Raw genomic sequence first — 22,703 nt, 5'->3', positions numbered from 1 at the left:
TGTGCGAAATTTGATTCTTGTTGGACCGATGGGGGCTGGAAAAAGCACCATCGGCCGGTTGCTGGCCAAAGAGCTGCGCCTGCCATTCAAAGATTCCGATAAGGAAATTGAATTGCGCACGGGCGCTAATATCCCGTGGATTTTCGATAAGGAAGGCGAACCGGGCTTTCGTGACCGCGAGCAGGCGATGATTGCCGAGCTGTGCGGCTGCGATGGCGTGGTGCTGGCGACTGGCGGCGGCGCGGTGATGCGCGAAGCTAATCGTCGAGCACTGCGTGCCGGTGGTCGGGTGGTTTATCTGCATGCTTCTGTCGAGCAGCAGGTTGGCCGCACCGCCCGTGACCGCAATCGACCCCTGTTGCGTACTGCCGATCCGGCCAAGACCCTTCGGGACCTGCTGGAGTTGCGCGATCCGCTGTATCGGGAAATCGCCGACCTGGTGGTGGAAACCGATGAGCGACCGCCGCGAATGGTGGTGCTCGACATTCTTGACCGCCTGCAGCAACTGCCTCCCCGTTAAAGCGCAGCGCGAAATGCGCTATCCTCGGCGTCCTGCCGCGACCGCTCAAGGTTGTGGCGGATGGCTACCGAATGGCGTCACACCAACAGATGCCGTGGACATTCGATAACTCAAGGCAGGACGCCTGATTCCATCTTCACTGTGGGGACACATGCAGACACTCAAGGTCGATCTAGGCGAGCGCAGCTACCCGATTCACATTGGCGAAGGTTTGTTGGATCAGCCTGAGCTGCTGGCCCCGCATATTCGCGGACGGCAAGTGGCGATCATCTCCAACGAAACCGTTGCGCCGCTCTATCTCGAACGTCTGACCCGCAGCCTTGCGCAGTTCTCGGTGATTTCCGTGGTGCTGCCTGACGGCGAAGCCTTCAAGACCTGGGAAACCCTGCAACTGATTTTCGACGGTCTACTGACCGCACGCCATGATCGCCGCACCACCGTGATTGCCCTCGGCGGCGGGGTGATTGGTGACATGGCCGGTTTTGCTGCCGCCTGTTATCAACGCGGTGTCGATTTCATTCAGGTTCCGACCACGCTGCTGTCGCAAGTCGACTCCTCGGTGGGCGGCAAGACCGGAATCAATCATCCGCTGGGCAAAAACATGGTCGGCGCCTTCTATCAGCCGAATGTGGTGCTGATCGATACCGCCTCCCTCAATACCCTGCCGGCCCGCGAGTTGTCCGCCGGGCTTGCTGAAGTCATCAAGTACGGGCTGATTTGCGACGAGCCGTTCCTCACCTGGCTCGAAGAAAACGTCGATCGCCTGCGCGCGCTGGACCAGGTCGCCCTGACGTATGCAATCGAGCGATCCTGCGCAGCCAAGGCGGCGGTGGTGGGTGCCGACGAGAAGGAAACCGGTGTTCGTGCCACCTTGAACCTGGGGCACACCTTCGGCCATGCCATCGAAACTCACATGGGATATGGTGTGTGGCTACATGGTGAAGCGGTAGCTGCCGGCACCGTAATGGCTCTGGAGATGTCCGCGCGCCTGGGCTGGATCAGCGAACAGGAGCGTGATCGCGGCATTCGCTTGTTCCAGCGTGCTGGCCTGCCGGTCATCCCGCCTGAAGAGATGACTGAAGCCGATTTTCTCGAACACATGGCAATTGACAAGAAAGTGATCGACGGTCGTTTACGCCTGGTGCTGCTGCGCCACATGGGCGAAGCGGTGGTGACCGACGATTATCCGAAAGAGGTTCTACAGGCCACGCTGGGAGCGGACTACCGCGCCCTGGCTCAGCTTAAAGGTTAATAAGATCCCGATGACTAGTTTGCACGCCGACGAGGCTTTCCTCGGCCATTACCAGTTAAGCCATGACCCTTTTGCTCCACGGGTGCCTGGCTTCAAATTCTTCCCGGCCCAGCGCAAACCGGTGCTGGGGCAACTGCATCACCTGGCCCGCTACAGTCAGTTGCTGCTGGTGGTTACCGGTCCGCAAGGCAGTGGCAAGACGTTGTTGCGTCAGGCTCTGGTGGCCAGTACCAACAAACAATCCGTTCAGAGCGTGGTGGTTTCCGCTCGTGGCGCTGGCGATGCGGCTGGCGTACTGCGTCAGGTGGCCCAGGCGTTGAACGTCGCTCAGGCGGAGATTGGTCCAATTCTGGCTCAGGTCGTGCAACTCGCGCTGACCGGTCAGGAAGTCTATTTGCTGGTGGACGACGCCGAGCAACTCGACGAGTCCGCACTGGAAGCCTTGATGGAGTTGGCCGCTGGTGCACCGGAAGGTCGCCCGCATGTGTTCCTGTTCGGCGAGTCCTCGCTGATTGCGCAACTTGAGGCGTTGAGCCTTGAAGAAGAGCGCTTCCACGTCATCGAGCTGCAGCCTTACACCGAAGAAGAAACCCGCGAATATCTGGACCAGCGGCTCGAAGGCGCTGGTCGGGGTATCGAACTTTTTACTGCGGATCAGATCTCTGATATTCACCAAAGCTCCGACGGCTGGCCTGGCAACATCAACCAGGTTGCCCGCGATGCAATGATCGAAGCCATGATTGCCAGCCGCTCAGCGGTGAAGCGTCCAAGTATGGGGTTCAATATGCCGAAGAAACACGTATTGGCGATATCCGCCGTCGTCGTGGTCGCGGTAGCCGCCGCCTGGTTGATGCCGGGTCGCAGCAAAGCACCGACCACCGGCGCACCTGCCAACGAACAGGCGCAACTGCCGCTCGGCCAGGGCACGCCACAACCCAACAGCGGCGGCGCACCGGCCGTGGAATTCGCCGGTAACTCGCAACCGATGCCATTGCCGCTGGTCGGCAACTCGCAGCCGGTCATGCGTGGTCCGTTGGCCGAAGCGGCCGGCGGCATCACCGAAGGCGACGATGGCGTGCCGGTCGAAGGTTCCAGCGATACACCGCCGACCGTGACCACCACTGCACCACCTGCGGGCGTTCCGGCCGGCCCTGCGCCAACGCCTGCCGTCAAGCCGGTGCCTGCGCCGACTCAGGTCGCGACTGCCAAACCGGTCCCGACGACGCCTGTCGAGAAGCCGGCGCCAGCACCGGCCAAACCAGCCGCCGTCGCAACCGCCAAGCCTGCCGAGAAACCAGCCACCGCGGCCAAGGCTGCTGGCGGCACCTGGTACGCCGGACAACCTACGAGCAATTACGTGGTGCAGATCCTCGGCACCAGCTCCGAAGCGGCCGCGCAATCCTTCGTGAAGGAGCAGGGCGGCGAGTACCGTTATTTCAAGAAAGTCCTCAACGGCAAGCCGCTTTACGTCATCACTTACGGTAGCTTCGCCAACCGCGATGCAGCTCTTCGCGCCATCGAGACCTTGCCACCGAAGTTTCGGAATGGTAAACCTTGGCCTCGCACTGTCGCCAGCGTCCAACAGGAACTGGCAGCAACTCGCTGACGATTCGGCGGCCTTACCCAGGCCGCCTCTCCAAGCACCTCAAAATCTCTACGAGTGCGCGCCGTCTCTACAGACCGCGTGCCTTGTGGTGTCTGCGTTACAGTAGTCTTTGAGTCGTTGCAGTCAGAATTAAAAAAGTTTTGACTAGCACAGCAGATCGCTTTAAACCTTTCACAAATGCGACATGGATTTGCGACAGTTCGTCGTCAAATTTGTGGGCGTCTGTGTCGCTGTGTACAATGACCACCCTTTTGCCCCCGCTAAGCCGGCGTACGTTCGGCGTGGAACGCAAGTGGTTGAATTGAAAAGAAATTTGCCTCGAAAAGAGGCAGCCTGGTGAGAAAGTGTCTATGAAAGCAGGTCTGTACCAACCAGATGAATTCAAGGATAACTGCGGTTTTGGCCTGATAGCCCATATGCAGGGCGAGCCCAGTCATACCCTTTTGCAAACGGCCATTGAGGCCCTGACCTGCATGACCCACCGCGGTGGGATCAACGCCGACGGCAAGACCGGTGACGGTTGCGGTCTGCTGATTCAAAAACCGGATGTGTTCCTGCGTGCGATCGCCCAGGAAACCTTCGGCGTCGAACTGCCCAAGCAATACGCTGTGGGCATGGTCTTCTTCAACCAGGACCCGGTCAAAGCCGAAGCCGCTCGCGAGAACATGAACCGCGAGATCCTGGCCGAAGGCCTGACCCTGGTCGGCTGGCGCAAAGTGCCGATCGACACCAGCGTTCTCGGCCGCCTGGCCCTCGAGCGCCTGCCGCAGATCGAGCAGGTCTACATCGGCGGTGAAGGCCTGAGCGATCAGGACATGGCGATCAAGCTGTTCAGCGCCCGTCGTCGCTCGTCCGTGGCCAACGCCGCCGACGTCGATCACTACATCTGCAGCTTTTCCCACAAGACCATCATTTATAAAGGCCTGATGATGCCGGCGGATTTGACCGCCTTCTATCCAGACCTCAGTGACCAGCGCCTGCAAACCTCGATTTGCGTGTTTCACCAGCGCTTCTCCACCAACACCCTGCCGAAATGGCCGCTGGCTCAGCCATTCCGCTTCCTCGCCCACAATGGCGAGATCAACACCATCACCGGCAACCGCAACTGGGCCCAGGCCCGTCGCACCAAGTTCACCAACGATCTGATGGATCTGGAAGAACTCGGCCCGCTGGTGAACCGCGTCGGTTCCGACTCCTCCAGCATGGACAACATGCTTGAGCTGATGGTCACCGGTGGCATCGACCTGTTCCGTGGCGTACGGATGATCATTCCGCCTGCGTGGCAGAACGTCGAAACCATGGACCCTGATCTGCGCGCGTTCTACGAATACAACTCGATGCACATGGAACCGTGGGACGGCCCGGCCGGCGTGGTCATGACCGACGGTCGCTACGCGGTGTGCCTGCTCGACCGTAACGGTCTGCGCCCGGCACGTTGGGTCACCACCAAAAACGGTTTCATCACCCTGGCCTCGGAAATCGGTGTCTGGAATTACCAGCCTGAAGACGTGATCGCCAAGGGCCGCGTTGGCCCGGGCCAGATCTTTGCCGTGGACACCGAAACCGGTCAGATCCTCGACACCGACGCCATCGACAATCGCTTGAAGTCCCGTCATCCGTACAAGCAATGGCTGCGCAAGAATGCCCTGCGCATCCAGGCGACCATGGAAGACAACGACCACGGTTCGGCGTTCTACGATGTGGACCAACTCAAGCAGTACATGAAGATGTACCAGGTCACGTTCGAAGAGCGCGACCAGGTGCTGCGTCCGCTCGGCGAGCAAGGCTACGAAGCCGTTGGCTCGATGGGCGACGATACGCCGATGGCCGTGCTGTCCCAGCGCGTGCGCACGCCGTACGACTATTTCCGTCAGCAGTTCGCGCAGGTCACCAACCCGCCGATCGACCCGCTGCGTGAAGCCATCGTCATGTCGCTGGAAATCTGCCTCGGTGCCGAGCGCAACATTTTCCAGGAGTCGCCGGAACACGCCTCGCGCGTGATCCTCAGCTCGCCGGTCATTTCCCCGGCCAAGTGGCGCTCGCTGATGAACCTCGATCGTCCGGGCTTCGAACGCCAGATCATCGACCTCAACTACGACGAAAGCGTCGGCCTTGAAGCCGCGGTGCGTAACGTTGCCGATCAGGCTGAAGAAGCCGTTCGCGCCGGTCGCACCCAGATCGTCCTGAGTGACCGTCACATCGCCCCGGGCAAGTTGCCGATCCATGCGTCCCTGGCCACCGGCGCGGTGCACCACCGCCTGACCGAAAAAGGCCTGCGTTGCGATTCCAACATCCTGGTGGAAACGGCTACCGCACGCGATCCGCACCACTTCGCAGTGTTGATCGGTTTCGGCGCCTCGGCGGTCTATCCGTTCCTGGCCTACGAAGTGCTGGGCGACCTGATCCGTACCGGTGAAGTGCTGGGCGACCTCTATGAGGTGTTCAAGAACTACCGCAAAGGCATCACCAAAGGCTTGCTGAAAATCCTGTCGAAGATGGGCATTTCGACCATCGCTTCGTACCGTGGTGCGCAGCTGTTCGAAGCCATCGGCCTGTCCGAAGAAGTCTGCGACCTGAGCTTCCGTGGTGTGCCAAGCCGCATCAAGGGCGCACGCTTCGTCGACATCGAAGCCGAGCAGAAAGCCTTGGCTGCCGAAGCCTGGAGCCCGCGCAAGCCGATCCAGCAGGGCGGTTTGCTGAAGTTCGTCCACGGTGGCGAATATCACGCGTACAACCCGGACGTGGTCAACACTCTGCAAGCCGCGGTGCAGCAGGGCGATTACAGCAAGTTCAAGGAATACACGGCGCTGGTGGACAACCGTCCGGTGTCGATGATCCGCGACTTGTTCAACGTCAAAACCCTGGACACACCGCTGGACATCAGCGAGATCGAACCGCTGGAATCGGTGCTCAAGCGCTTCGACTCTGCGGGCATCTCCCTTGGCGCACTGTCGCCGGAAGCTCACGAAGCCCTGGCCGAAGCCATGAACCGCCTCGGTGCGCGTTCCAACTCCGGCGAAGGCGGTGAAGACCCGGCGCGCTACGGCACGATCAAGAGCTCGAAAATCAAGCAAGTCGCGACCGGTCGTTTCGGTGTTACGCCGGAATACCTGGTCAACGCTGAAGTGCTGCAGATCAAGGTCGCTCAGGGCGCCAAGCCCGGTGAAGGTGGTCAATTGCCAGGTGGCAAGGTCAACGGTCTGATCGCCAAGCTGCGTTACGCAGTGCCGGGCGTGACCCTGATTTCGCCGCCGCCGCACCACGACATCTACTCGATCGAAGACTTGTCGCAGCTGATTTTCGACCTGAAACAAGTCAACCCGAAAGCGCTGGTCTCGGTGAAGCTGGTGGCAGAAGCGGGCGTCGGCACCATCGCGGCCGGTGTGGCCAAGGCCTACGCGGACTTGATCACCATCTCCGGCTATGACGGCGGCACCGGCGCATCGCCGCTGACCTCGATCAAATACGCGGGCGCGCCGTGGGAACTCGGCCTCGCCGAAACTCACCAGACCCTGCGCGGCAACGACCTGCGCGGCAAAGTCCGGGTGCAGACCGACGGCGGCCTGAAAACCGGCCTCGACGTGATCAAGGCTGCGATCCTCGGCGCTGAAAGCTTCGGCTTCGGCACCGCGCCAATGATCGCGCTGGGCTGTAAATACCTGCGCATCTGCCACCTGAACAACTGCGCCACCGGCGTCGCGACTCAGAACGAGAAGCTGCGCAAGGATCACTACATTGGCACCGTCGACATGGTGGTGAACTTCTTCACCTACGTCGCCGAAGAAACCCGTGAGTGGCTGGCCAAACTGGGTGTGCGCTCCCTCGAAGAGCTGATCGGCCGTACTGATCTGCTGGAAATTCTCGAAGGCCAGACCGCCAAGCAGAACCACCTGGACCTGACTCCGTTGCTCGGCAGCGATCACATCCCGGCAGACAAACCACAGTTCTGCCAGGTCGACCGCAACCCGCCGTTCGACAAAGGCCTGCTGGCCGAGAAAATGATCGACATGGCCACTTCGGCCATCAATGACAAGAGCGGCGCCGAGTTCGCGCTGGATATCTGCAACTGCGACCGTTCCATCGGCGCGCGGATCTCAGGTGAAATCGCGCGCAAGCACGGCAACCAAGGCATGGCGAATGCGCCGATCACCTTCCGCTTCAAAGGGACGGCCGGTCAGAGCTTCGGTGTGTGGAACGCCGGCGGTTTGAACATGTACCTGGAAGGCGATGCCAACGACTACGTCGGCAAAGGCATGACCGGCGGCAAGTTGGTCATTGTTCCGCCGAAGGGCAGCGTCTACAAGACTCAGGACAGTGCCATCATCGGCAACACCTGCCTGTATGGCGCTACCGGTGGCAAGCTGTTCGCCGCCGGCACTGCGGGCGAGCGTTTCGCGGTGCGTAACTCCGGTGCTCACACTGTGGTGGAAGGTACGGGCGATCACTGCTGCGAGTACATGACCGGTGGTTTCGTCTGCGTCTTGGGCAAGACCGGTTACAACTTCGGCTCAGGCATGACCGGCGGTTTCGCCTACGTGCTCGACCAGGACAACAGCTTCGTTGACCGGGTCAACCACGAACTGGTGGAAATCCAGCGGATCAGCGGTGAGGCGATGGAAGCCTATCGCAGCCACCTGCAGCGCGTGCTGGACGAATACGTCGCGGAAACCGACAGCGAATGGGGTCGTAACCTCGCTGAAAACCTCGATGACTATCTGCGTCGTTTCTGGCTGGTCAAGCCCAAGGCTGCAAACCTGAAGTCGTTGCTTTCCAGCACCCGTGCCAACCCGCAGTGATATGCGCCTGAAGAGTTTGATGAGGTTTTAACAATGGCTGAACGTCTGAATAACGACTTCCAGTTCATCGACGTCGGGCGCAAAGATCCGAAGAAGAAACTGTTGCGTCAACGCAAGAAAGAGTTCGTGGAGATCTACGAACCCTTCAAACCCCAGCATTCGGCCGATCAGGCCCACCGCTGCCTGGGTTGCGGTAACCCGTATTGCGAATGGAAGTGCCCGGTGCACAACTTCATTCCGAACTGGCTGAAACTGGTGGCCGAGGGCAACATCCTTCAGGCCGCCGAACTGTCGCACCAGACCAACACCCTGCCGGAAGTCTGCGGCCGGGTGTGCCCGCAGGATCGTCTGTGCGAGGGTGCCTGCACGCTCAACGACGGCTTCGGCGCGGTGACCATCGGTTCGGTCGAGAAGTACATCACCGACACCGCGTTCGCCATGGGCTGGCGTCCGGACATGTCCAAGGTCAAGCCGACCGGCAAACGTGTTGCCATTATCGGCGCAGGCCCGGCCGGCCTGGGTTGTGCCGACGTGCTGGTGCGCGGCGGCGTGACCCCGGTGGTGTTCGACAGGAACCCGGAAATCGGCGGTCTGCTGACCTTCGGCATCCCGGAATTCAAACTGGAAAAGACCGTGCTGAGCAATCGCCGCGAAGTCTTCACCGGCATGGGCATCGAGTTCCGCCTGAACACCGAAGTGGGCAAGGATGTGTCCGTCGAGCAACTGCTCGAAGAATACGATGCCGTGTTCATGGGCATGGGCACTTACACCTACATGAAGGGCGGCTTTGCCGGTGAGGACTTGCCGGGCGTGCATGACGCGCTCGACTTCCTGATCGCCAACGTCAACCGCAACCTGGGCTTTGAAAAGTCGCCGGAAGATTTCGTCGACATGAAAGGCAAGAAGGTCGTGGTACTGGGTGGCGGCGACACGGCGATGGACTGCAACCGTACTTCGATCCGCCAGGGCGCCAAGTCGGTGACCTGCGCCTATCGTCGTGACGAAGCGAACATGCCGGGCTCGCGCAAAGAGGTGAAGAACGCCAAGGAAGAAGGCGTGAAATTCCTCTACAACCGCCAGCCGATCGCCATCGTCGGTGAAGACAAGGTCGAAGGCGTGAAGGTGGTCGAGACCCGTCTCGGCGAACCGGACGCCCGTGGCCGTCGCAGCCCTGAGCCGATTCCGGGTTCTGAAGAGATCATCCCGGCCGACGCCGTGGTCATCGCTTTCGGTTTCCGTCCAAGCCCGGCGCCGTGGTTCGAGCAGTTCAGCATCCAGACCGACAGCCAGGGCCGCGTTGTGGCACCGGAACAGGGTCAGTACAAGCACCAGACCAGCAACCCGAAAATCTTCGCCGGTGGCGACATGGTTCGTGGTTCTGACCTGGTAGTGACTGCGATCTTCGAAGGCCGTAATGCCGCCGAAGGGATCCTCGACTACCTGGGCGTCTGATCACTTCCTCAAGCTGGAATTCGATCAAAAATGTGGGAGCGGGCTTGCTCGCGAAAGCGGTGGATCAGTCAACGAAGATGTTGAATGTGATGCCCTCTTCGCGAGCAAGCCCGCTCCCACAGTTGTTTCTCGGTGTTGCCAAACAGCGCATTCCCCCGCGACAAATTGACTCGATAGACAAAAGGCACGGCTCTTGCCGTGCCTTTTGCGTCGCGCTCTGAGAAAATGCCCGCACTTTTTTTCCGGATGCCGACATGACTGCCCTGAAGAACGACCGTTTCCTCCGCGCCCTGCTCAAGCAACCCGTAGACGTCACGCCTGTCTGGATGATGCGTCAGGCCGGTCGCTACCTGCCTGAATACCGCGCCAGCCGTGCCAAGGCCGGCGACTTCATGAGCCTGTGCATGAACCCGGCGTTCGCTTGCGAAGTCACAATGCAACCGCTCGACCGCTATCCGCAACTGGACGCGGCGATCCTGTTCTCCGATATCCTCACCATCCCCGATGCCATGGGCCAGGGCCTGTACTTCGAAACCGGTGAAGGTCCGCGCTTCAAGAAAGTCGTCAGCACCCTGGCCGATATCGAAGCCCTGCCGATTCCTGATCCGCACAAAGACCTCGGTTACGTGATGGACGCGGTCAGCACCATCCGCCGCGAACTGAACGGCCGCGTGCCGCTGATCGGCTTCTCCGGCAGCCCGTGGACCCTGGCCACCTACATGGTCGAAGGCGGCTCGTCGAAAGACTTCCGCAAGACCAAGGCCATGCTCTACGACAACCCGCAAGCCATGCACCTGCTGCTGGACAAGCTCGCGCAGTCGGTCACTTCCTACCTCAACGGCCAGATCATGGCCGGCGCGCAAGCGGTGCAGATCTTCGACACCTGGGGCGGCAATCTTTCGGCGGCGGCGTACCAGGAATTCTCCCTGGCTTACATGCGCAAAATCGTCAGCGGCCTGATCCGCGAGCACGAAGGTCGCAAAGTGCCGGTGATCCTGTTCACCAAGAACGGCGGCCTGTGGCTGGAAAGCATCGCCGACGCTGGCGCTGATGCACTGGGCCTGGACTGGACCTGCGACATCGGCAACGCTCGCGATCGCGTCGGCAGCAAAGTCGCGTTGCAGGGCAACATGGACCCGACTGTGCTCTACGCAAAGCCGGAAGCCATTCGCACCGAAGTCGGTCGCATCCTCGCCAGTTATGGAAAGGGCAGCGGTCACGTGTTCAACCTCGGTCATGGCATCACCCCGGAGGTCGATCCGGAACATGCGGGTGCGTTCCTGCGCGCGGTGCATGAGTTGTCGGCGCAGTATCACGAGTAGTCTTGTTCACGTTCCAATCAGCCTGTCCTGTTAACGCCGGACAGGCTTTTTTTTGTCACTAAAAAACTCATGCCTGCTTAATGAATGTCTTCTTGTAAGAATGTTTTCTCTCTTTGTCAGAAAAGTGAAGAGAGAGACTAATCCTCATGTGTCCGGCGACTTGTCCTACATAGAAACTTCGTTCATCCCGGTAACGTTTCAGACCTTCGTTCGGTGCCGCACACCGAACGGAATTACGAACAGCGGCGCCACCCAGGCGCCTCAATTTTCGATAAGTAGTCTGGAACATAATCATGAAAAAAACTTTCTACAAAGGAGGTGCGTTAACCGCATGCTCCTCTTCAATGATCCTGTTATCGGCAATGTTGGCGTCTCAAACTGTTTCGGCGCATGGCTACATTGAAGTGCCGCCATCGCGTGCGTTGCTTTGCCAGAAAGGCGTGAATGCCAACTGCGGTGGCGCGGCGTATGAACCGCAAAGCGTGGGCGAAACTTACAAGGGTTTCCCTGCCGGCGAAGGTGGGGCTGTTCTGCAAGGCCCGAAAGACGGTGAGATCGCCAGCGGCAGTAACCCGTTGTTCTCCGCGTTGGACGCTCAGTCTGCCAATCGCTGGCATCTGACTGAAGTCAAGGACCGCAACATTGATTTCCAATGGGAATACAAAGCGGCTCATCCTGCCACCAAACATGAGTACTTCATCACTCGTAACGGCTGGGATCTCAACAAACCCCTTGAGCGCGCTTCGTTCGAAAGTACTCCATTCTGCTTCTTCGACGGAGGCCATCAGTTGCCGGTTTCCGGTACTAAACAAAACTGCACCATCCCCGAGGACAAGTCCGGTCAGCATGTAATCCTGGCGCTCTGGACCGTCGGCGACACCGACATGGCCTTTCACAACATGGCCGATGTAAACATTCTTGCAGAGACGCTTCCCGGTGGCTGGTCTTCCGTTGGCGGCATTGCACCGTCGGCTCAATTGCTGATCGGCGATAAGGTCAAGGCCCGTGCATTCTCTGCCAATGGCGTTAGCCCGGATTACGACGTTGAAATCTCCATCGACACTGCCGAGGAAGGCTCGCCAAATAACTGGTCCTTCAAACTGGCAGAAAAAATCAACAGCACCCACACACTGATCCGCGCCGGTATCCGTAATGGGGACAGCATCGAACCGGTTCGTGGCAGCAACTCCCTGTATGCCCAAAAAGAAAGCGGCGTAACCCGTTACGAAGTTCAGCTGGACATGAAGGAAGACGCCGCTGCACGCATGTCGGTAGCTTCTCAGCAAGCGGAATACGTACTGGAAAAAGGCCTGGCCAAGGTCGACTTCAGCCTGATCTCCAATCGCAAGATGAACGTTGAAGCGACCTTGTTCGATGAGAACAACAAGCCAGTCGGTTCGACCTCGGCTCAGGTCGATAGCGGCACTTCCAGCCTGGTTATCGATGTTCGCAGCAACCCCGGCAAACACACCCTGACCCTGGTCGGCACCACTCTGGATGGTCGTACCACTCGCCAGGACACCCAACCGACCAACATGACCGGCGAAGGTGCCGGTGCCGACTATGACTTCGTGTTCCCCGAAGGCCTCACTGAGTACACCGCCGGCACCAAAGTGCTGCAACCGAAGACCAACGAAGTCTTCGAATGCAAGCCATTCCCCGAGTCCGGTTTCTGCAAGCAATACAACCCGAACGCCAATGGTTATGAACCTGGCGTAGGTGCGCACTGGCACATGGCGTGGAACAAGCTTTAAGCCCGCCGTAACACTTCAGGCGATCCGCGAATGGATCGCCTGAAGGTTCATCCTCTAGTTGAAAAAATCGAGTTGAAAAATGACGGTTTTGGGTTATTCCACCCAACGCGTATGGCTGCACTGGTTATCAGCGGCAGTCATCGTTTGGACCCTGATATCCGGTTTTTATGTCGCCAGCGTCGACGTGTCGCCACGGGTCGCTCAATGGGTCGCTTTTCTCAATGTGTCGCTGACCACGGTGTTCATACCGTTTTTCGTCTGGCGCTTATTTATTTATGTCGCTCATGCCCGACATACGAGCATGAGAGGCCTTGATTTCATGGAAAAACTCGCGCTGCTCGCACACACGCTGATCTATCTCGTTATCAGTGTCGTGCTGGTCACCGGCGTGTTGATGATGGATCGCCCGATCGACGTGTTCGGTCTGGTCGAAATAGCTCAGCCGCTGAGCGATCCTGAGCTGATCTCCCGGTTCCTGATCATTCACGTTTGGGCCTGTGTTGTCCTTTCGTTGCTTGTCGTGCTGCATGTCGGCGCGGTCGTTGTCCATGAGCTGTGCGGCCACCGCGTGCTGCGGCGAATGTCCTTGTGCAGCATTGTTCGAAGTGAACGACTCGAGTGAGCAGACGCCTGAGCACACTCTGCCTGCTGGTTATAGCCGTCGGTTACGGCGCGTTTTTGACGTGGCAGGAGTGGGGCTTTCGCAACAGCCTTGCCTCGCCGTTGTCGTTCGCTGCGACCGTGCCGACGCCACCGCCCCGTGCGCCCCTCGATACCACAGCGGTCGCAACGGTACTCGGTCTGACGGCTGACACCACGTTGCGGCTCAGTGCCGAGCCACTGACCTTGCAGGCCAGTTTTGTCCTCGACACAGGGTTGTCCAGAGCGTTGCTGGCGGACGCTCAAGGTTCGCGGATTTACCAGGTGGGGGATCAGTTGCCGGGCGGCAGCGTTCTGCGTCGCGTCGAAGTGAATCAAGCGGTGTTGTGGAACAAGGGTCGAGAAGAGGTGCTGACGTTGCAGACGTCTTCCGCGAGTTTCCTGCGCCAAGTCGACTCACCATCCCACCCACAGACACCCATCAGTTCGACGCGTTTTCTACGCCCTCTTTCCGGGCAGTCAGAGTGATCACACCCATGAACAGCTTCATCGGCGCGCATACCCTGCGCCCCCTTCTTTTTCTGGCCGCTTTGATGATGGCGCTCTTTCATCAGGCACTGCAGGCCGAGGAAGAAAAATGGCAACTGGCGATGAACAATGCCGAGTTGCGCGACATCGTTGAAGAAATCTCGACCATTCTCGGGACCACGGTGGTGCTTGACCCCAGAGTCTCCGGGCGCATCACCGTCATGTCCCGCCAGGCCCTCGACCGCGAGGGCGTTCGCCGGTTGTTTTATTCGGTGCTCGATGCCCATAACTTTACGGTGATCGACGAAGGTGACCGAATACTGATCACGCCGGTCACCGAAGCGAAAACCCGTGCAGGCCAAGGCACTGCAAAAAACGCCACGGCGTCGCAGTTCGTCACGCAGGTCATCGAATTGAACACCAGCAGCGCCTCCGATATTGCCGGGTTGGTCCGGCCATTGGTGTCGGTCAACGGTTACGTCGGCCCGTCGGTGTCGGCCAATGCGCTGGTCGTCACCGATACGGCTGCCAATGTGGGTCGCATTGCCAAGGTCGTGCATCAGCTGGATTCGGGGCAGAACAACCTGCATGCCGTGGTGCAATTGCGTCACGCCCAGGCTGCGGATGTGGCGACGATCATTGAATCTTCACTGGGCAAGCGCAACGCCGATACGGCGATTCAGGTGCTGGCCGATACCCGGACCAACCGCCTGATCTTCATCGGCCCACCTGCGGTTCGCCAGCGCTTGCTCGATCTGGCGCGTGGCCTGGACACGCCTGCCACCGCGTCCCTCGACAATGCCCGGGTCATTCGTTTGCGCCACAGCGATGCCAAGCAATTGGCCGACATTCTGGAAACGATGGGGCAGGGTCGAAAACAGGCATCGACCCTTGGCGGCGTGAAGGATAACGCGTCCAGCGCTACGTTCATGATCAAGGCCGACGAAAGCCAGAACGCGTTGGTGCTGATCGCCGAGCCCGCGCAAATCCGCACCATCGAAAACATCGTGCGCCAGTTGGACCAGCCTCGGGCCCAAGTGCTGATCCATGCCGCCATCGTCGAAATTTCCGGAGACATCGCCGAAGCCGTAGGCGTCCAGTGGGGCATCAGCAGCGGTGACGCGAAGGGCTTTATCAACTTCCCCGGCACCGACATTCCGATCATTGGCGGGCTGACCTTCGACGAGAAAAAATCCGCCCCGGAAGGCGCGCTCCTGCAATTGGGCAGTGACCGATTCGGCGCACTGATTTCGGCGCTGGCCAGCAACACCCACAGCAATCTGCTCTCCACTCCAAGCCTGCTGACCCTGGACAATCAGGAAGCGGAAATCATCGTCGGTCAAAACGTGCCGTTCAAGACGGGCTCCTACGCCACCAACAGCAGCGGCGCGGACAATCCGTTTACCACCGTCGAGCGCAAGGACGTCGGCATCAGCCTGAAGATCAAGCCGTACATCAACGAAGGTTCGACGTTGCGCCTGGAGGTGGAGCAGGAAGTGTCGGACATTGCAGCGTCGGTGTCCGGTATCGACTCTTCCGACCTGATCACCAACAAACGTGCACTCAAGAGCACCATCCTGGCCGACGATGGCGAGATCATCGTGATCGGCGGTTTGATCCGCGACAGCGTCCGCACCCAGCAAAGCGGTGTGCCGCTGCTGCGCGACATTCCTTACCTGGGCGCGCTGTTTCGCTGGACCCGGGACACGCAAACCAAAAGCAATCTGATGGTCTTTTTGCGGCCCACCATCGTGCGCAGCAAAGAAGACCTGGCCGACGTGAGCCAGCAGCGATACAACGCGCTGCGACAGTTGAGCCAGCCGGGCGCACACGGCAACAACTCGTTGCTGCTGCCGGCAGAATCGCGTCAGTTGTTCGACCCGGTCCCCGATGCACCTGTGTTCGATTTGCGCAAGCAGGTGCCGGTTACGCCATGAGCGGAAAAATCGAACAGCTGCCTTTTGGTTTCGCTCGGCGCTTCGGCGTTCTGCTGGCGTGCGAGGGACCCGATTCGAGCCTTGTGCTGCGAGCCGATACGCCACTGACCGCCCTGTCGGAAGCGCGCCGGGTGTGCGGTCGGAATCTGCCAATCCGGGTGCTGGATGCCGATGTATTCGCCGCGCGTCTGGCCGCCGCTTACCGCGACGGTCAGAGCGCGGCGGAGCAGGTGGCCCAGGGGCTGGACGACGAACTGGACCTGCTCAGCCTGGTCGATCAAGTTCCGCAAACCGCCGACTTGCTGGAGCAGCAGGGCGACGCGCCGATCATCCGGCTGATCAACGCCCTGCTCAGCGAAGCGGTGCGCGAACATGCCTCGGACGTGCACCTGGAAACCTTTGAGCACTCTCTGTCGGTGCGCATGCGGGTCGACGGGCAGTTGCGCGAAATGCTCAGGCCCCGGCGTGAATTGGCGACGCTGCTGGTGTCGCGGATCAAGGTCATGGCGCGTCTGGACATCGCTGAAAAACGTATCCCCCAGGACGGTCGGATGGCCCTGCGACTGGCCGGGCACGAAGTCGATGTGCGGGTCTCGACGTTGCCGTCGGCGCACGGCGAACGGGTCGTGTTGCGGTTGCTCGACAAACAGGCAGGGCGCCTGGAGTTGCAGCGACTCGGTATGCCTGCCGATACCCTCGCAGCATTGCGCCAGTTGCTCGGAAAACCTCACGGCATTCTGCTGGTGACCGGTCCCACCGGCTCCGGCAAAACCACCAGTCTGTACGCCGCGCTGAGCAGCCTGAACGATCAGACGCGGAACATTCTCACGGTCGAAGACCCCATCGAATATCACCTGCCGGGCGTGGGGCAGATGCCGGTCAATCCGAAAGTGGACATGACCTTTGCCCGAGGCTTGCGGGCGATTTTGCGTCAGGATCCGGACGTGGTGATGGTCGGTGAAATCCGCGATCGCGAGACCGCTGAAATCGCCGTTCAGGCCTCGCTGACCGGGCACCTGGTGCTCTCGACGTTGCACACCAACAGCGCGGTGGGTGCGGTGACGCGGCTGGTGGACATGGGGGTTGATGCCTACCTGCTGGCGTCGTCGCTGGTGGGCATTCTGGCTCAACGTTTACTGCGCACGCTGTGCCCGCACTGCAAGGCGTCGTACCGCGCCGATGCGGCCGTGTGTCAGCGTCTGGGGCTCGATGCGGCGGCGCCACCGCAGCTGTTCAGCGCCGTGGGGTGCGATCAGTGCCAGCACGGTTATCGCGGGCGTATCGGCATCTACGAACTGATCAGCGTCACGCCGGCCGTGTCGGCACTGATTCATCAGGGTGCCAGCGAGCAGGCGTTGATCGATGAGACGCGCAAGGTATCCCGCAGCCTGTTTCAGGACGGTCGGCAACGGGTGCTCGACGGCGTGACCAGCCTGGACGAGTTACTGCGCGTGACCCAGGAGGACTAGCGAGTGCCGACATTCGACTACCGCGCTGACGATGCCCAGGGCAGACGCTGCAAGGGCCGACTGGAAGCCGACAGCCCGCGTCATGCCCGACAGCTGATGCGCGAGCGCGGTTTGTGGCCGCGTGAATTGAATGAGGTCAGCACCGGGGGCGCCGCAGGTGCGCAACCCCGCAGCGGGCGTCTGGGCGCGGCTGAACTGGCGCTGTTGACGCTGCAGTTGTCCACGCTCGTTCAGGCCGGTCTGCCCCTGGAAGAAGCGTTGGAAGCGGTGACCAAACAGAGTGCCAGGCGCAAGGTCGCCGGCCTGTTGTCGGCGGTCCGCAGCCGGGTGATGGAAGGTCATGCCCTTTCAACCGCGTTGGGTCTGTTTCCCAAAGCCTTCCCTGAACTGTTTCGCGCCACCGTCGCCGCCGGTGAGCGTTCCGGGCACTTGGGTCATGTGCTGGAGCAACTGGCGGCCTACACCCAGGCGCGTCAGGCATCGCGACAGAAAATCCAGATGGCCCTGGTGTACCCGTTGATCCTGATGCTGGTCAGCGTGGCGATCGTGGGTTTCCTGCTCGGTTACGTGGTGCCGGACGTGGTGAAAATCTTCGTCGACAGCGGCCAGCCGTTGCCTTGGTTGACTCAGGCGCTGATCGGTTTGAGCGACGGTCTGCGCAACCATTTCCTGCCATTGATAGGCGTGCTGGCGACGTTGATCGGTCTTTGCCGCTGGAGTTTGCGCCAACCGCTCTGGCGCCTGCGCTGGCATCGACTGGCGTTGAAGCTGCCGATAGCGGGCGAGGTATTGCGGGCGATGGAAGCCGCACGGTTTGCCAGCACCCTGGCGATCCTCGGCAAAAGTGCCGTGCCGCTGGTGGATGCACTGGAAATCGCCGCCGCCGTCATCGGCAACCTGACCATCCGCGCGCGCATGGTCGATGTCGCCCGCTCCGTACGCGAAGGCGGAACCCTGACCCGTGGCCTGGAACTCAGCGGCGACATCCCGCCGATGATGCTGCACATGATCGCCAGCGGCGAACGCGCCGGCGAACTCGATCACATGCTGGTACGGGCCGCCGAGCAACAGGAAAACAGCCTGGCGGCGCGGATTGCGCTGGTCGTGAGCCTCTTCGAACCGGCCATGCTGGTGCTGATGGGCGGCGTCGTGCTGCTGATCGTCATGGCCATTCTTCTACCGATTCTCAGCCTCAACCAATTGGTGAATTGACCCATGCACTCTCTACGCAGCAATCCTCGTCGCGCCCAGCGCGGTTTTACCCTGATTGAAATCATGGTGGTGGTCGTGATCATCGGCGTGCTGGGGGCCATCGTGGTGCCGCAGTTCATGAGCCGGCCCGATCAGGCCAAGGTCACCGCCGCCAAAATTGATATCCAGGCCATCGCCACCGCCCTGGAAATGTACCGCCTCGACAACTTCCAGTACCCCTCGACGCAGCAAGGGCTGGAAGCCTTGAGCAAACGACCTTCGGGTATGCCGGCGGCGAGGAACTGGAACCCTCAGGGTTACCTGAAAAGCCTGCCGGTCGACCCGTGGGGCACGCCCTATCAGTTTCTCAATCCCGGCGTGCAATCGATCGACGGCAGCTACGACTTGTATTCCCTGGGCTCCGACGGCGTGGTGGGCGGCGAAGGGCATGCGGCCGACATCGGCAACTGGGGCGACTGATTCATGCGCCAACGTTGCCGCGGGTTTACCTTGCTCGAGTTGATGATCGTCATCGTGGTTATCGGCGTGCTGCTGGGCATGGTGAGTTTTGTCGTCGGGCCGAATCCGGTGCGTCAGGCGCGGCACGAAGCGCACGGGATGGCGGGCTTGATTCAACAGCTGCGTGAACGGGCGGTGCTGGATGGCGAGGAATACGGCCTGCGGCTCAGTGATGGCGGTTACCGCGCGATGCGGCTCGGTGCTCAAGGCTGGGAGCCGGTGTCTGCGGTTTACAAGTGGCCTGAAACCTTGCGGCTACACCTTGAGCAGGATGGGCATTCCCTGATGCTGGGAGCCGATGAAGGACCACCGCAATTACTGATGCTCAGCAGCGATGAGACCAGCGTCTTCACGCTGACGTTCGCCACCCGGGACAGCACGCTCCTGAGCCTTTCGAGCGATGGTCTGAGTGAGGCAGTGATTGATGGTTAAGGGCCTGTCGCGGGCGCGCATGCGTGGGTTCACTCTGCTGGAAATCATGGTGGCCCTGGCGGTTTTCTCGACGCTGGCGGCGGCCGTGCTGTCGGCGAGCCAATACGTGTTGAAGCAGACCGGCGCGGTCGAGGAACGACTCTTCGCCGGCTGGTTGGCCGATAACCATTTGAATGAACTGCGCCTGCAACCCGGGTTGACCCTCGGCCAACAGCAGCGCGTGGTGCACATGGATCGCCGCGACTGGCTGCTGCGCCAGCACATCAGCGCATCGACTGACCCGCGACTGCTCAAGGTGGACGTTGACGTCAGCCTTTCCGGTCGCGAGCAAACCCTGCACCGCGCCAGTGGCTGGATACCCGATCGTCATGAATAGGCAAACCGGTTTCACCTTGCTGGAGCTGGTGATCGCCATGGCGATATTCGCTTTGCTCGGCCTGGCCAGTTGGGGCTTGTTCGATGGCGTCGTGCGCGCGCAGCAGGGCGCGACAGCCCACGAGCGTGAGTTCAGAAGCCTGCAACGGGCGGTGGCGGCGATTGAGCGAGACTTGATGCAGGTCACCGAGCAGCCTGTCGTGCTCCGGCAAACAGTGCTGCAGTTGCAGCGCAGCCACTGGCGCAATCCGCTGGACCAGCCCCGCAGCGAGCGTCAGACACTGACGTACCGACTCGATAACGGTGTGCTGTGGCGTGAAAGCCAGGGTGAAGGCACGCCCATCATGCAGCGGCAAAAACTTCTCGACGATGTTCGGGACTTGAGCTGGCGCTTGTTCGATCGCCAAACCGGATGGCGCAACGAGTGGCCGTCCGGGCGAGACGCGAAGGCGCCGCTGGCAGTGGAACTGCAAGTGTCGGTGGGCCGTTTCGAGGCGATCCGTCGGGTGCTGCTGTTGCCGGGCGCGTTGCCATGAGCGGGCGTCAACGGGGCATCGCGCTGATCAGTGTGCTGCTGGTCATGAGTCTGGCGTTGTTGATCACCAGCGGCATGCTGCGCAGTCATCGTTTGTCGTTGCAAAGCAGCGGGCAAGCGGTGCATCACGTGTACTTGCGGCAACTGGCGGGTGCCGGGGAAACCTGGGCGCTTTTGCAGCTACAGGATGCCGCGCGGGCTTCGCAAAAAACAGTCGACCTGACTCAGGACTGGGCGCGGATGATGCCCGAGTTCGACATCGAGGACGCGCAACTGCGCGTCGATATCGAAGACCTCGCCGGGCGCTTCAATCTCAATGCATTGTTGACCCAGGGTCAGGTAGATCAGGTCACCCTTAATCGTTGGGGACGCTTGCTCGAGCTGCTCGATCTTGCGCCACTGCAACTGAGTCAGGTCGGCGCATTAAAAGAACTGAGCCAGCTGCGCCTGCTTCCAGGTGTCGACGGTCAGCTATTGCGTCAACTGGAACCCTGGGTCGCGTTGCTTCCCGCAGACGCCGCTCTGAACATCAACACCGCGCCGGCGCTGTTATTGAGGGCGCTCGATGGCGTGGAGGCGACGACAGCCGACGCGTTGGTCCGTCAGCGGTCGGCGACTGCATGGGCGAGCGTTCAGGCCTTTACTCAGGACCCGCTGCTCTCCAGTGCAGGCCTGAGCAGTCATGGGCTGGGCACCGGCAGCCGCTGGTTCCGGATCACGGTGCAGGTCATTCAGGGGCAGAGTCGTTTGCGGCTGGCCACTGATGTCGAGCGAGACCCCGACACGCACCAATTCAAGATCCTGCAACGACGCCTTCTTCCTTCGAGTACCCATGAGATGCTGCGATGAACACCTGGCTTTACCTGACCGCCGAGGGCCTGGCCGAACCGTCGACCGACTGGCCGTGCTGCCTGTGGTCTTCGACCGGCCAACGCCAGCTCATGCCATTGAGCCAAGCTGCGCAGGCACTGAACGGGCAAACGGTCGATCTGCTGTTGCCCATGGAGTTGTGCAGTTGGGTCCGCAGCGACCCGTGGCCTTCCAGGCGCCAACCCGGCGCACAGGCCATCGCGTTTGCCGTAGAAGATCAACTGAGTGACGCGCTGGAGAAACTGCATCTGGGCATTGGCGCTCGCGACCGGGAAGGGCGCTACCCGGTGATGGTGATCGGTCGAGAGCGATTTGCCGCTGTGCTCGCACTGCTGGCCGAGTCGAGCGTTGGAGTCCGTTCGGTCTTTGTCGATGCCGATGTGTTGCCCGGGGCTCAGGCGGTCGTCGTCCGGTGGTTCGGTCGATGGCTGATCGGCGGCGGGATGCCGGCCCGCGTGGCGGTGTCGGATGACGGGCTGACCTCGCTCAGACCGGCCTTGCCCCCGGATATCCGGTGGATCGACGAGCGTCACGACGCGGTCGATGTCGACCAGTGCCTGACACTTCGCCACACCCAGGCCATCAACCTGCTGCAAGGCGCATTCGCCCCGCGCGGCAAACGTCTGCCCTGGCATTTCGGTGGATTGGCGCTACTGATGCTGTTGCTGCTGACCTGGGGCGCCAGCGCCACGCGAATCCATTTTATCGAGGGTGAAACCCGTCGGCTCTACAGCCAGAACGAGCAGCGGTTCAAGGCGCTTTACCCTGACCAGAGCCGCATCGTAGACCTGGCGACGCAGCTCAAGGTGCTGCAAAGCCAGACCGCTGAGCCGGAGAAAACACGTATTGCCGGTTTGGTGAATCTGGTCGAGCAGGTCATTGGCGCGAGTCATGTCGAGGTCCGGCGTATCGAATTTCGTGCGGGTGACGGTTGGAAAGTCCAGCTGACCGCCAACAGTTTTGCCGAGCTTGAGCAACTGCGTGAACGCGGACGGCAGCAAGGTGTGCCGGTCAGGCTCGACAGTGCGAGCAAAGAGCGCAATCGCGTGCAGGCGACACTGGTTGTGGAGGACAACACATGAAAGCCGTCTGGCAACGCCTGTCCATTCGTGAGCAACGACTGTTGCTGGCCGTGGGTGTGTTTTTACTGGTTGTCGCAGCGTTCAGCCTGATCTGGCAACCGGGCCGTCAGCGTCTGGAAGCCGTCGAGCGCCGGCATCAACAGCAACTGGCTCTGGCTGCGCAGCTGCAACGGGCGCAACCTCGAAGCTCCGTTGCGGTCGTCACTGATCAGCCCTTGTCGCTGCGTATCAGCGAAAGCGCCGCAGCGGCGGGGCTTGAACTGCATCAGATGGAGGCTGACAACGACCTGTTGCGTTTGACTCTCAGCGGTGAGGCAAAGACGCTGTTGCAGTGGCTGGACCGTGCCGAGCGTGATGGGGCTGTGGTGCAATCGATGACGCTGGAAAAGCGGGATTTGGTGCTTGAGGCGCGGGTGGTGCTCAGGTAATGGAAAAAAACGCCCGTCTTGTGTCGGGCGTTTTT

At 60.6% G+C, this 22,703-nt stretch carries 19 protein-coding genes; all 19 read left to right on the top strand.

Annotated features, from left to right (window positions below; genetic code table 11):
• Position 1: 1 nt before the first annotated feature.
• The 19 genes from aroK to gspM all read left to right on the top strand — a co-directional run bounded on the left by aroK (position 2) and on the right by gspM (position 22,668).
• The gene (gene aroK / locus ACYZTL_RS13585) at positions 2-520 is read left to right on the top strand and encodes a shikimate kinase AroK (RefSeq protein WP_017336125.1); all 519 of its coding nucleotides are present in this window, start codon (positions 2-4) and stop codon (positions 518-520) included.
• 151 nt (positions 521-671) lie between these two features.
• A complete protein-coding gene (gene aroB, locus ACYZTL_RS13580; protein ID WP_017336126.1) occupies positions 672-1,772 on the top strand; it encodes a 3-dehydroquinate synthase in 1,101 nt (366 codons plus the stop codon).
• Between the two features lie 10 nt (positions 1,773-1,782).
• The gene (locus ACYZTL_RS13575; protein WP_461952222.1) at positions 1,783-3,378 is read left to right on the top strand and encodes an AAA family ATPase; all 1,596 of its coding nucleotides are present in this window, start codon (positions 1,783-1,785) and stop codon (positions 3,376-3,378) included.
• A 350-nt stretch (positions 3,379-3,728) separates the two neighbouring features.
• Positions 3,729-8,174, top strand: a complete 4,446-nt coding sequence (gene gltB / locus ACYZTL_RS13570; protein ID WP_461952221.1) for a glutamate synthase large subunit — start codon at positions 3,729-3,731, stop codon at positions 8,172-8,174.
• Between the two features lie 33 nt (positions 8,175-8,207).
• The gene (locus tag ACYZTL_RS13565; RefSeq protein ID WP_017336129.1) at positions 8,208-9,626 is read left to right on the top strand and encodes an FAD-dependent oxidoreductase; all 1,419 of its coding nucleotides are present in this window, start codon (positions 8,208-8,210) and stop codon (positions 9,624-9,626) included.
• A gap of 254 nt (positions 9,627-9,880) precedes the next feature.
• Entirely contained in the window at positions 9,881-10,948 is a 1,068-nt protein-coding gene (gene hemE, locus ACYZTL_RS13560; protein WP_461952220.1) for a uroporphyrinogen decarboxylase, read from the top strand.
• A 293-nt stretch (positions 10,949-11,241) separates the two neighbouring features.
• Complete coding sequence (gene gbpA / locus ACYZTL_RS13555; protein WP_461952219.1) at positions 11,242-12,702, top strand: N-acetylglucosamine-binding protein GbpA; 1,461 nt, start codon at positions 11,242-11,244, stop codon at positions 12,700-12,702.
• A gap of 79 nt (positions 12,703-12,781) precedes the next feature.
• The gene (locus ACYZTL_RS13550; RefSeq protein ID WP_461952218.1) at positions 12,782-13,324 is read left to right on the top strand and encodes a cytochrome b; all 543 of its coding nucleotides are present in this window, start codon (positions 12,782-12,784) and stop codon (positions 13,322-13,324) included.
• Positions 13,321-13,830, top strand: a complete 510-nt coding sequence (locus ACYZTL_RS13545; RefSeq protein WP_461952217.1) for a hypothetical protein — start codon at positions 13,321-13,323, stop codon at positions 13,828-13,830. Before ACYZTL_RS13550 ends, ACYZTL_RS13545 begins: the two co-directional genes overlap by 4 nt.
• A gap of 8 nt (positions 13,831-13,838) precedes the next feature.
• Positions 13,839-15,767, top strand: a complete 1,929-nt coding sequence (gene gspD / locus ACYZTL_RS13540; protein ID WP_461952216.1) for a type II secretion system secretin GspD — start codon at positions 13,839-13,841, stop codon at positions 15,765-15,767.
• A complete protein-coding gene (gspE, locus tag ACYZTL_RS13535) occupies positions 15,764-17,236 on the top strand; it encodes a type II secretion system ATPase GspE (protein WP_461952215.1) in 1,473 nt (490 codons plus the stop codon). The genes gspD and gspE overlap by 4 nt, the downstream gene beginning before the upstream one ends.
• Before the next feature lie 3 nt (positions 17,237-17,239).
• The gene (gspF, locus tag ACYZTL_RS13530) at positions 17,240-18,448 is read left to right on the top strand and encodes a type II secretion system inner membrane protein GspF (RefSeq protein ID WP_461952214.1); all 1,209 of its coding nucleotides are present in this window, start codon (positions 17,240-17,242) and stop codon (positions 18,446-18,448) included.
• 3 nt (positions 18,449-18,451) lie between these two features.
• Complete coding sequence (gspG, locus tag ACYZTL_RS13525; RefSeq protein WP_461952213.1) at positions 18,452-18,907, top strand: type II secretion system major pseudopilin GspG; 456 nt, start codon at positions 18,452-18,454, stop codon at positions 18,905-18,907.
• Between the two features lie 3 nt (positions 18,908-18,910).
• Positions 18,911-19,378: a type II secretion system minor pseudopilin GspH gene (gene gspH, locus ACYZTL_RS13520; protein WP_461952212.1), complete on the top strand. Its 468-nt coding sequence runs from the start codon at positions 18,911-18,913 to the stop codon at positions 19,376-19,378.
• On the top strand, positions 19,371-19,754 hold the full coding sequence (gene gspI, locus ACYZTL_RS13515) for a type II secretion system minor pseudopilin GspI (protein ID WP_461952211.1): 384 nt from the start codon (positions 19,371-19,373) through the stop codon (positions 19,752-19,754). Before gspH ends, gspI begins: the two co-directional genes overlap by 8 nt.
• Positions 19,747-20,289, top strand: coding sequence for a type II secretion system protein GspJ (locus ACYZTL_RS13510; RefSeq protein WP_461952210.1), 543 nt, complete (start codon positions 19,747-19,749; stop codon positions 20,287-20,289). Before gspI ends, ACYZTL_RS13510 begins: the two co-directional genes overlap by 8 nt.
• Positions 20,286-21,137 (top strand): type II secretion system protein GspK, encoded by an 852-nt coding sequence (locus ACYZTL_RS13505; protein ID WP_461952209.1) that lies wholly within the window; start codon positions 20,286-20,288, stop codon positions 21,135-21,137. The genes ACYZTL_RS13510 and ACYZTL_RS13505 overlap by 4 nt, the downstream gene beginning before the upstream one ends.
• On the top strand, positions 21,134-22,240 hold the full coding sequence (gene gspL / locus ACYZTL_RS13500) for a type II secretion system protein GspL (RefSeq protein WP_461952208.1): 1,107 nt from the start codon (positions 21,134-21,136) through the stop codon (positions 22,238-22,240). The genes ACYZTL_RS13505 and gspL overlap by 4 nt, the downstream gene beginning before the upstream one ends.
• Complete coding sequence (gspM, locus tag ACYZTL_RS13495; RefSeq protein WP_461952207.1) at positions 22,237-22,668, top strand: type II secretion system protein GspM; 432 nt, start codon at positions 22,237-22,239, stop codon at positions 22,666-22,668. The genes gspL and gspM overlap by 4 nt, the downstream gene beginning before the upstream one ends.
• Positions 22,669-22,703 lie beyond the last annotated feature (35 nt).

Source organism: Pseudomonas sp. LB3P81, from assembly GCF_054897965.1.
This window is presented reverse-complemented; position numbering and strand designations above follow the sequence as displayed.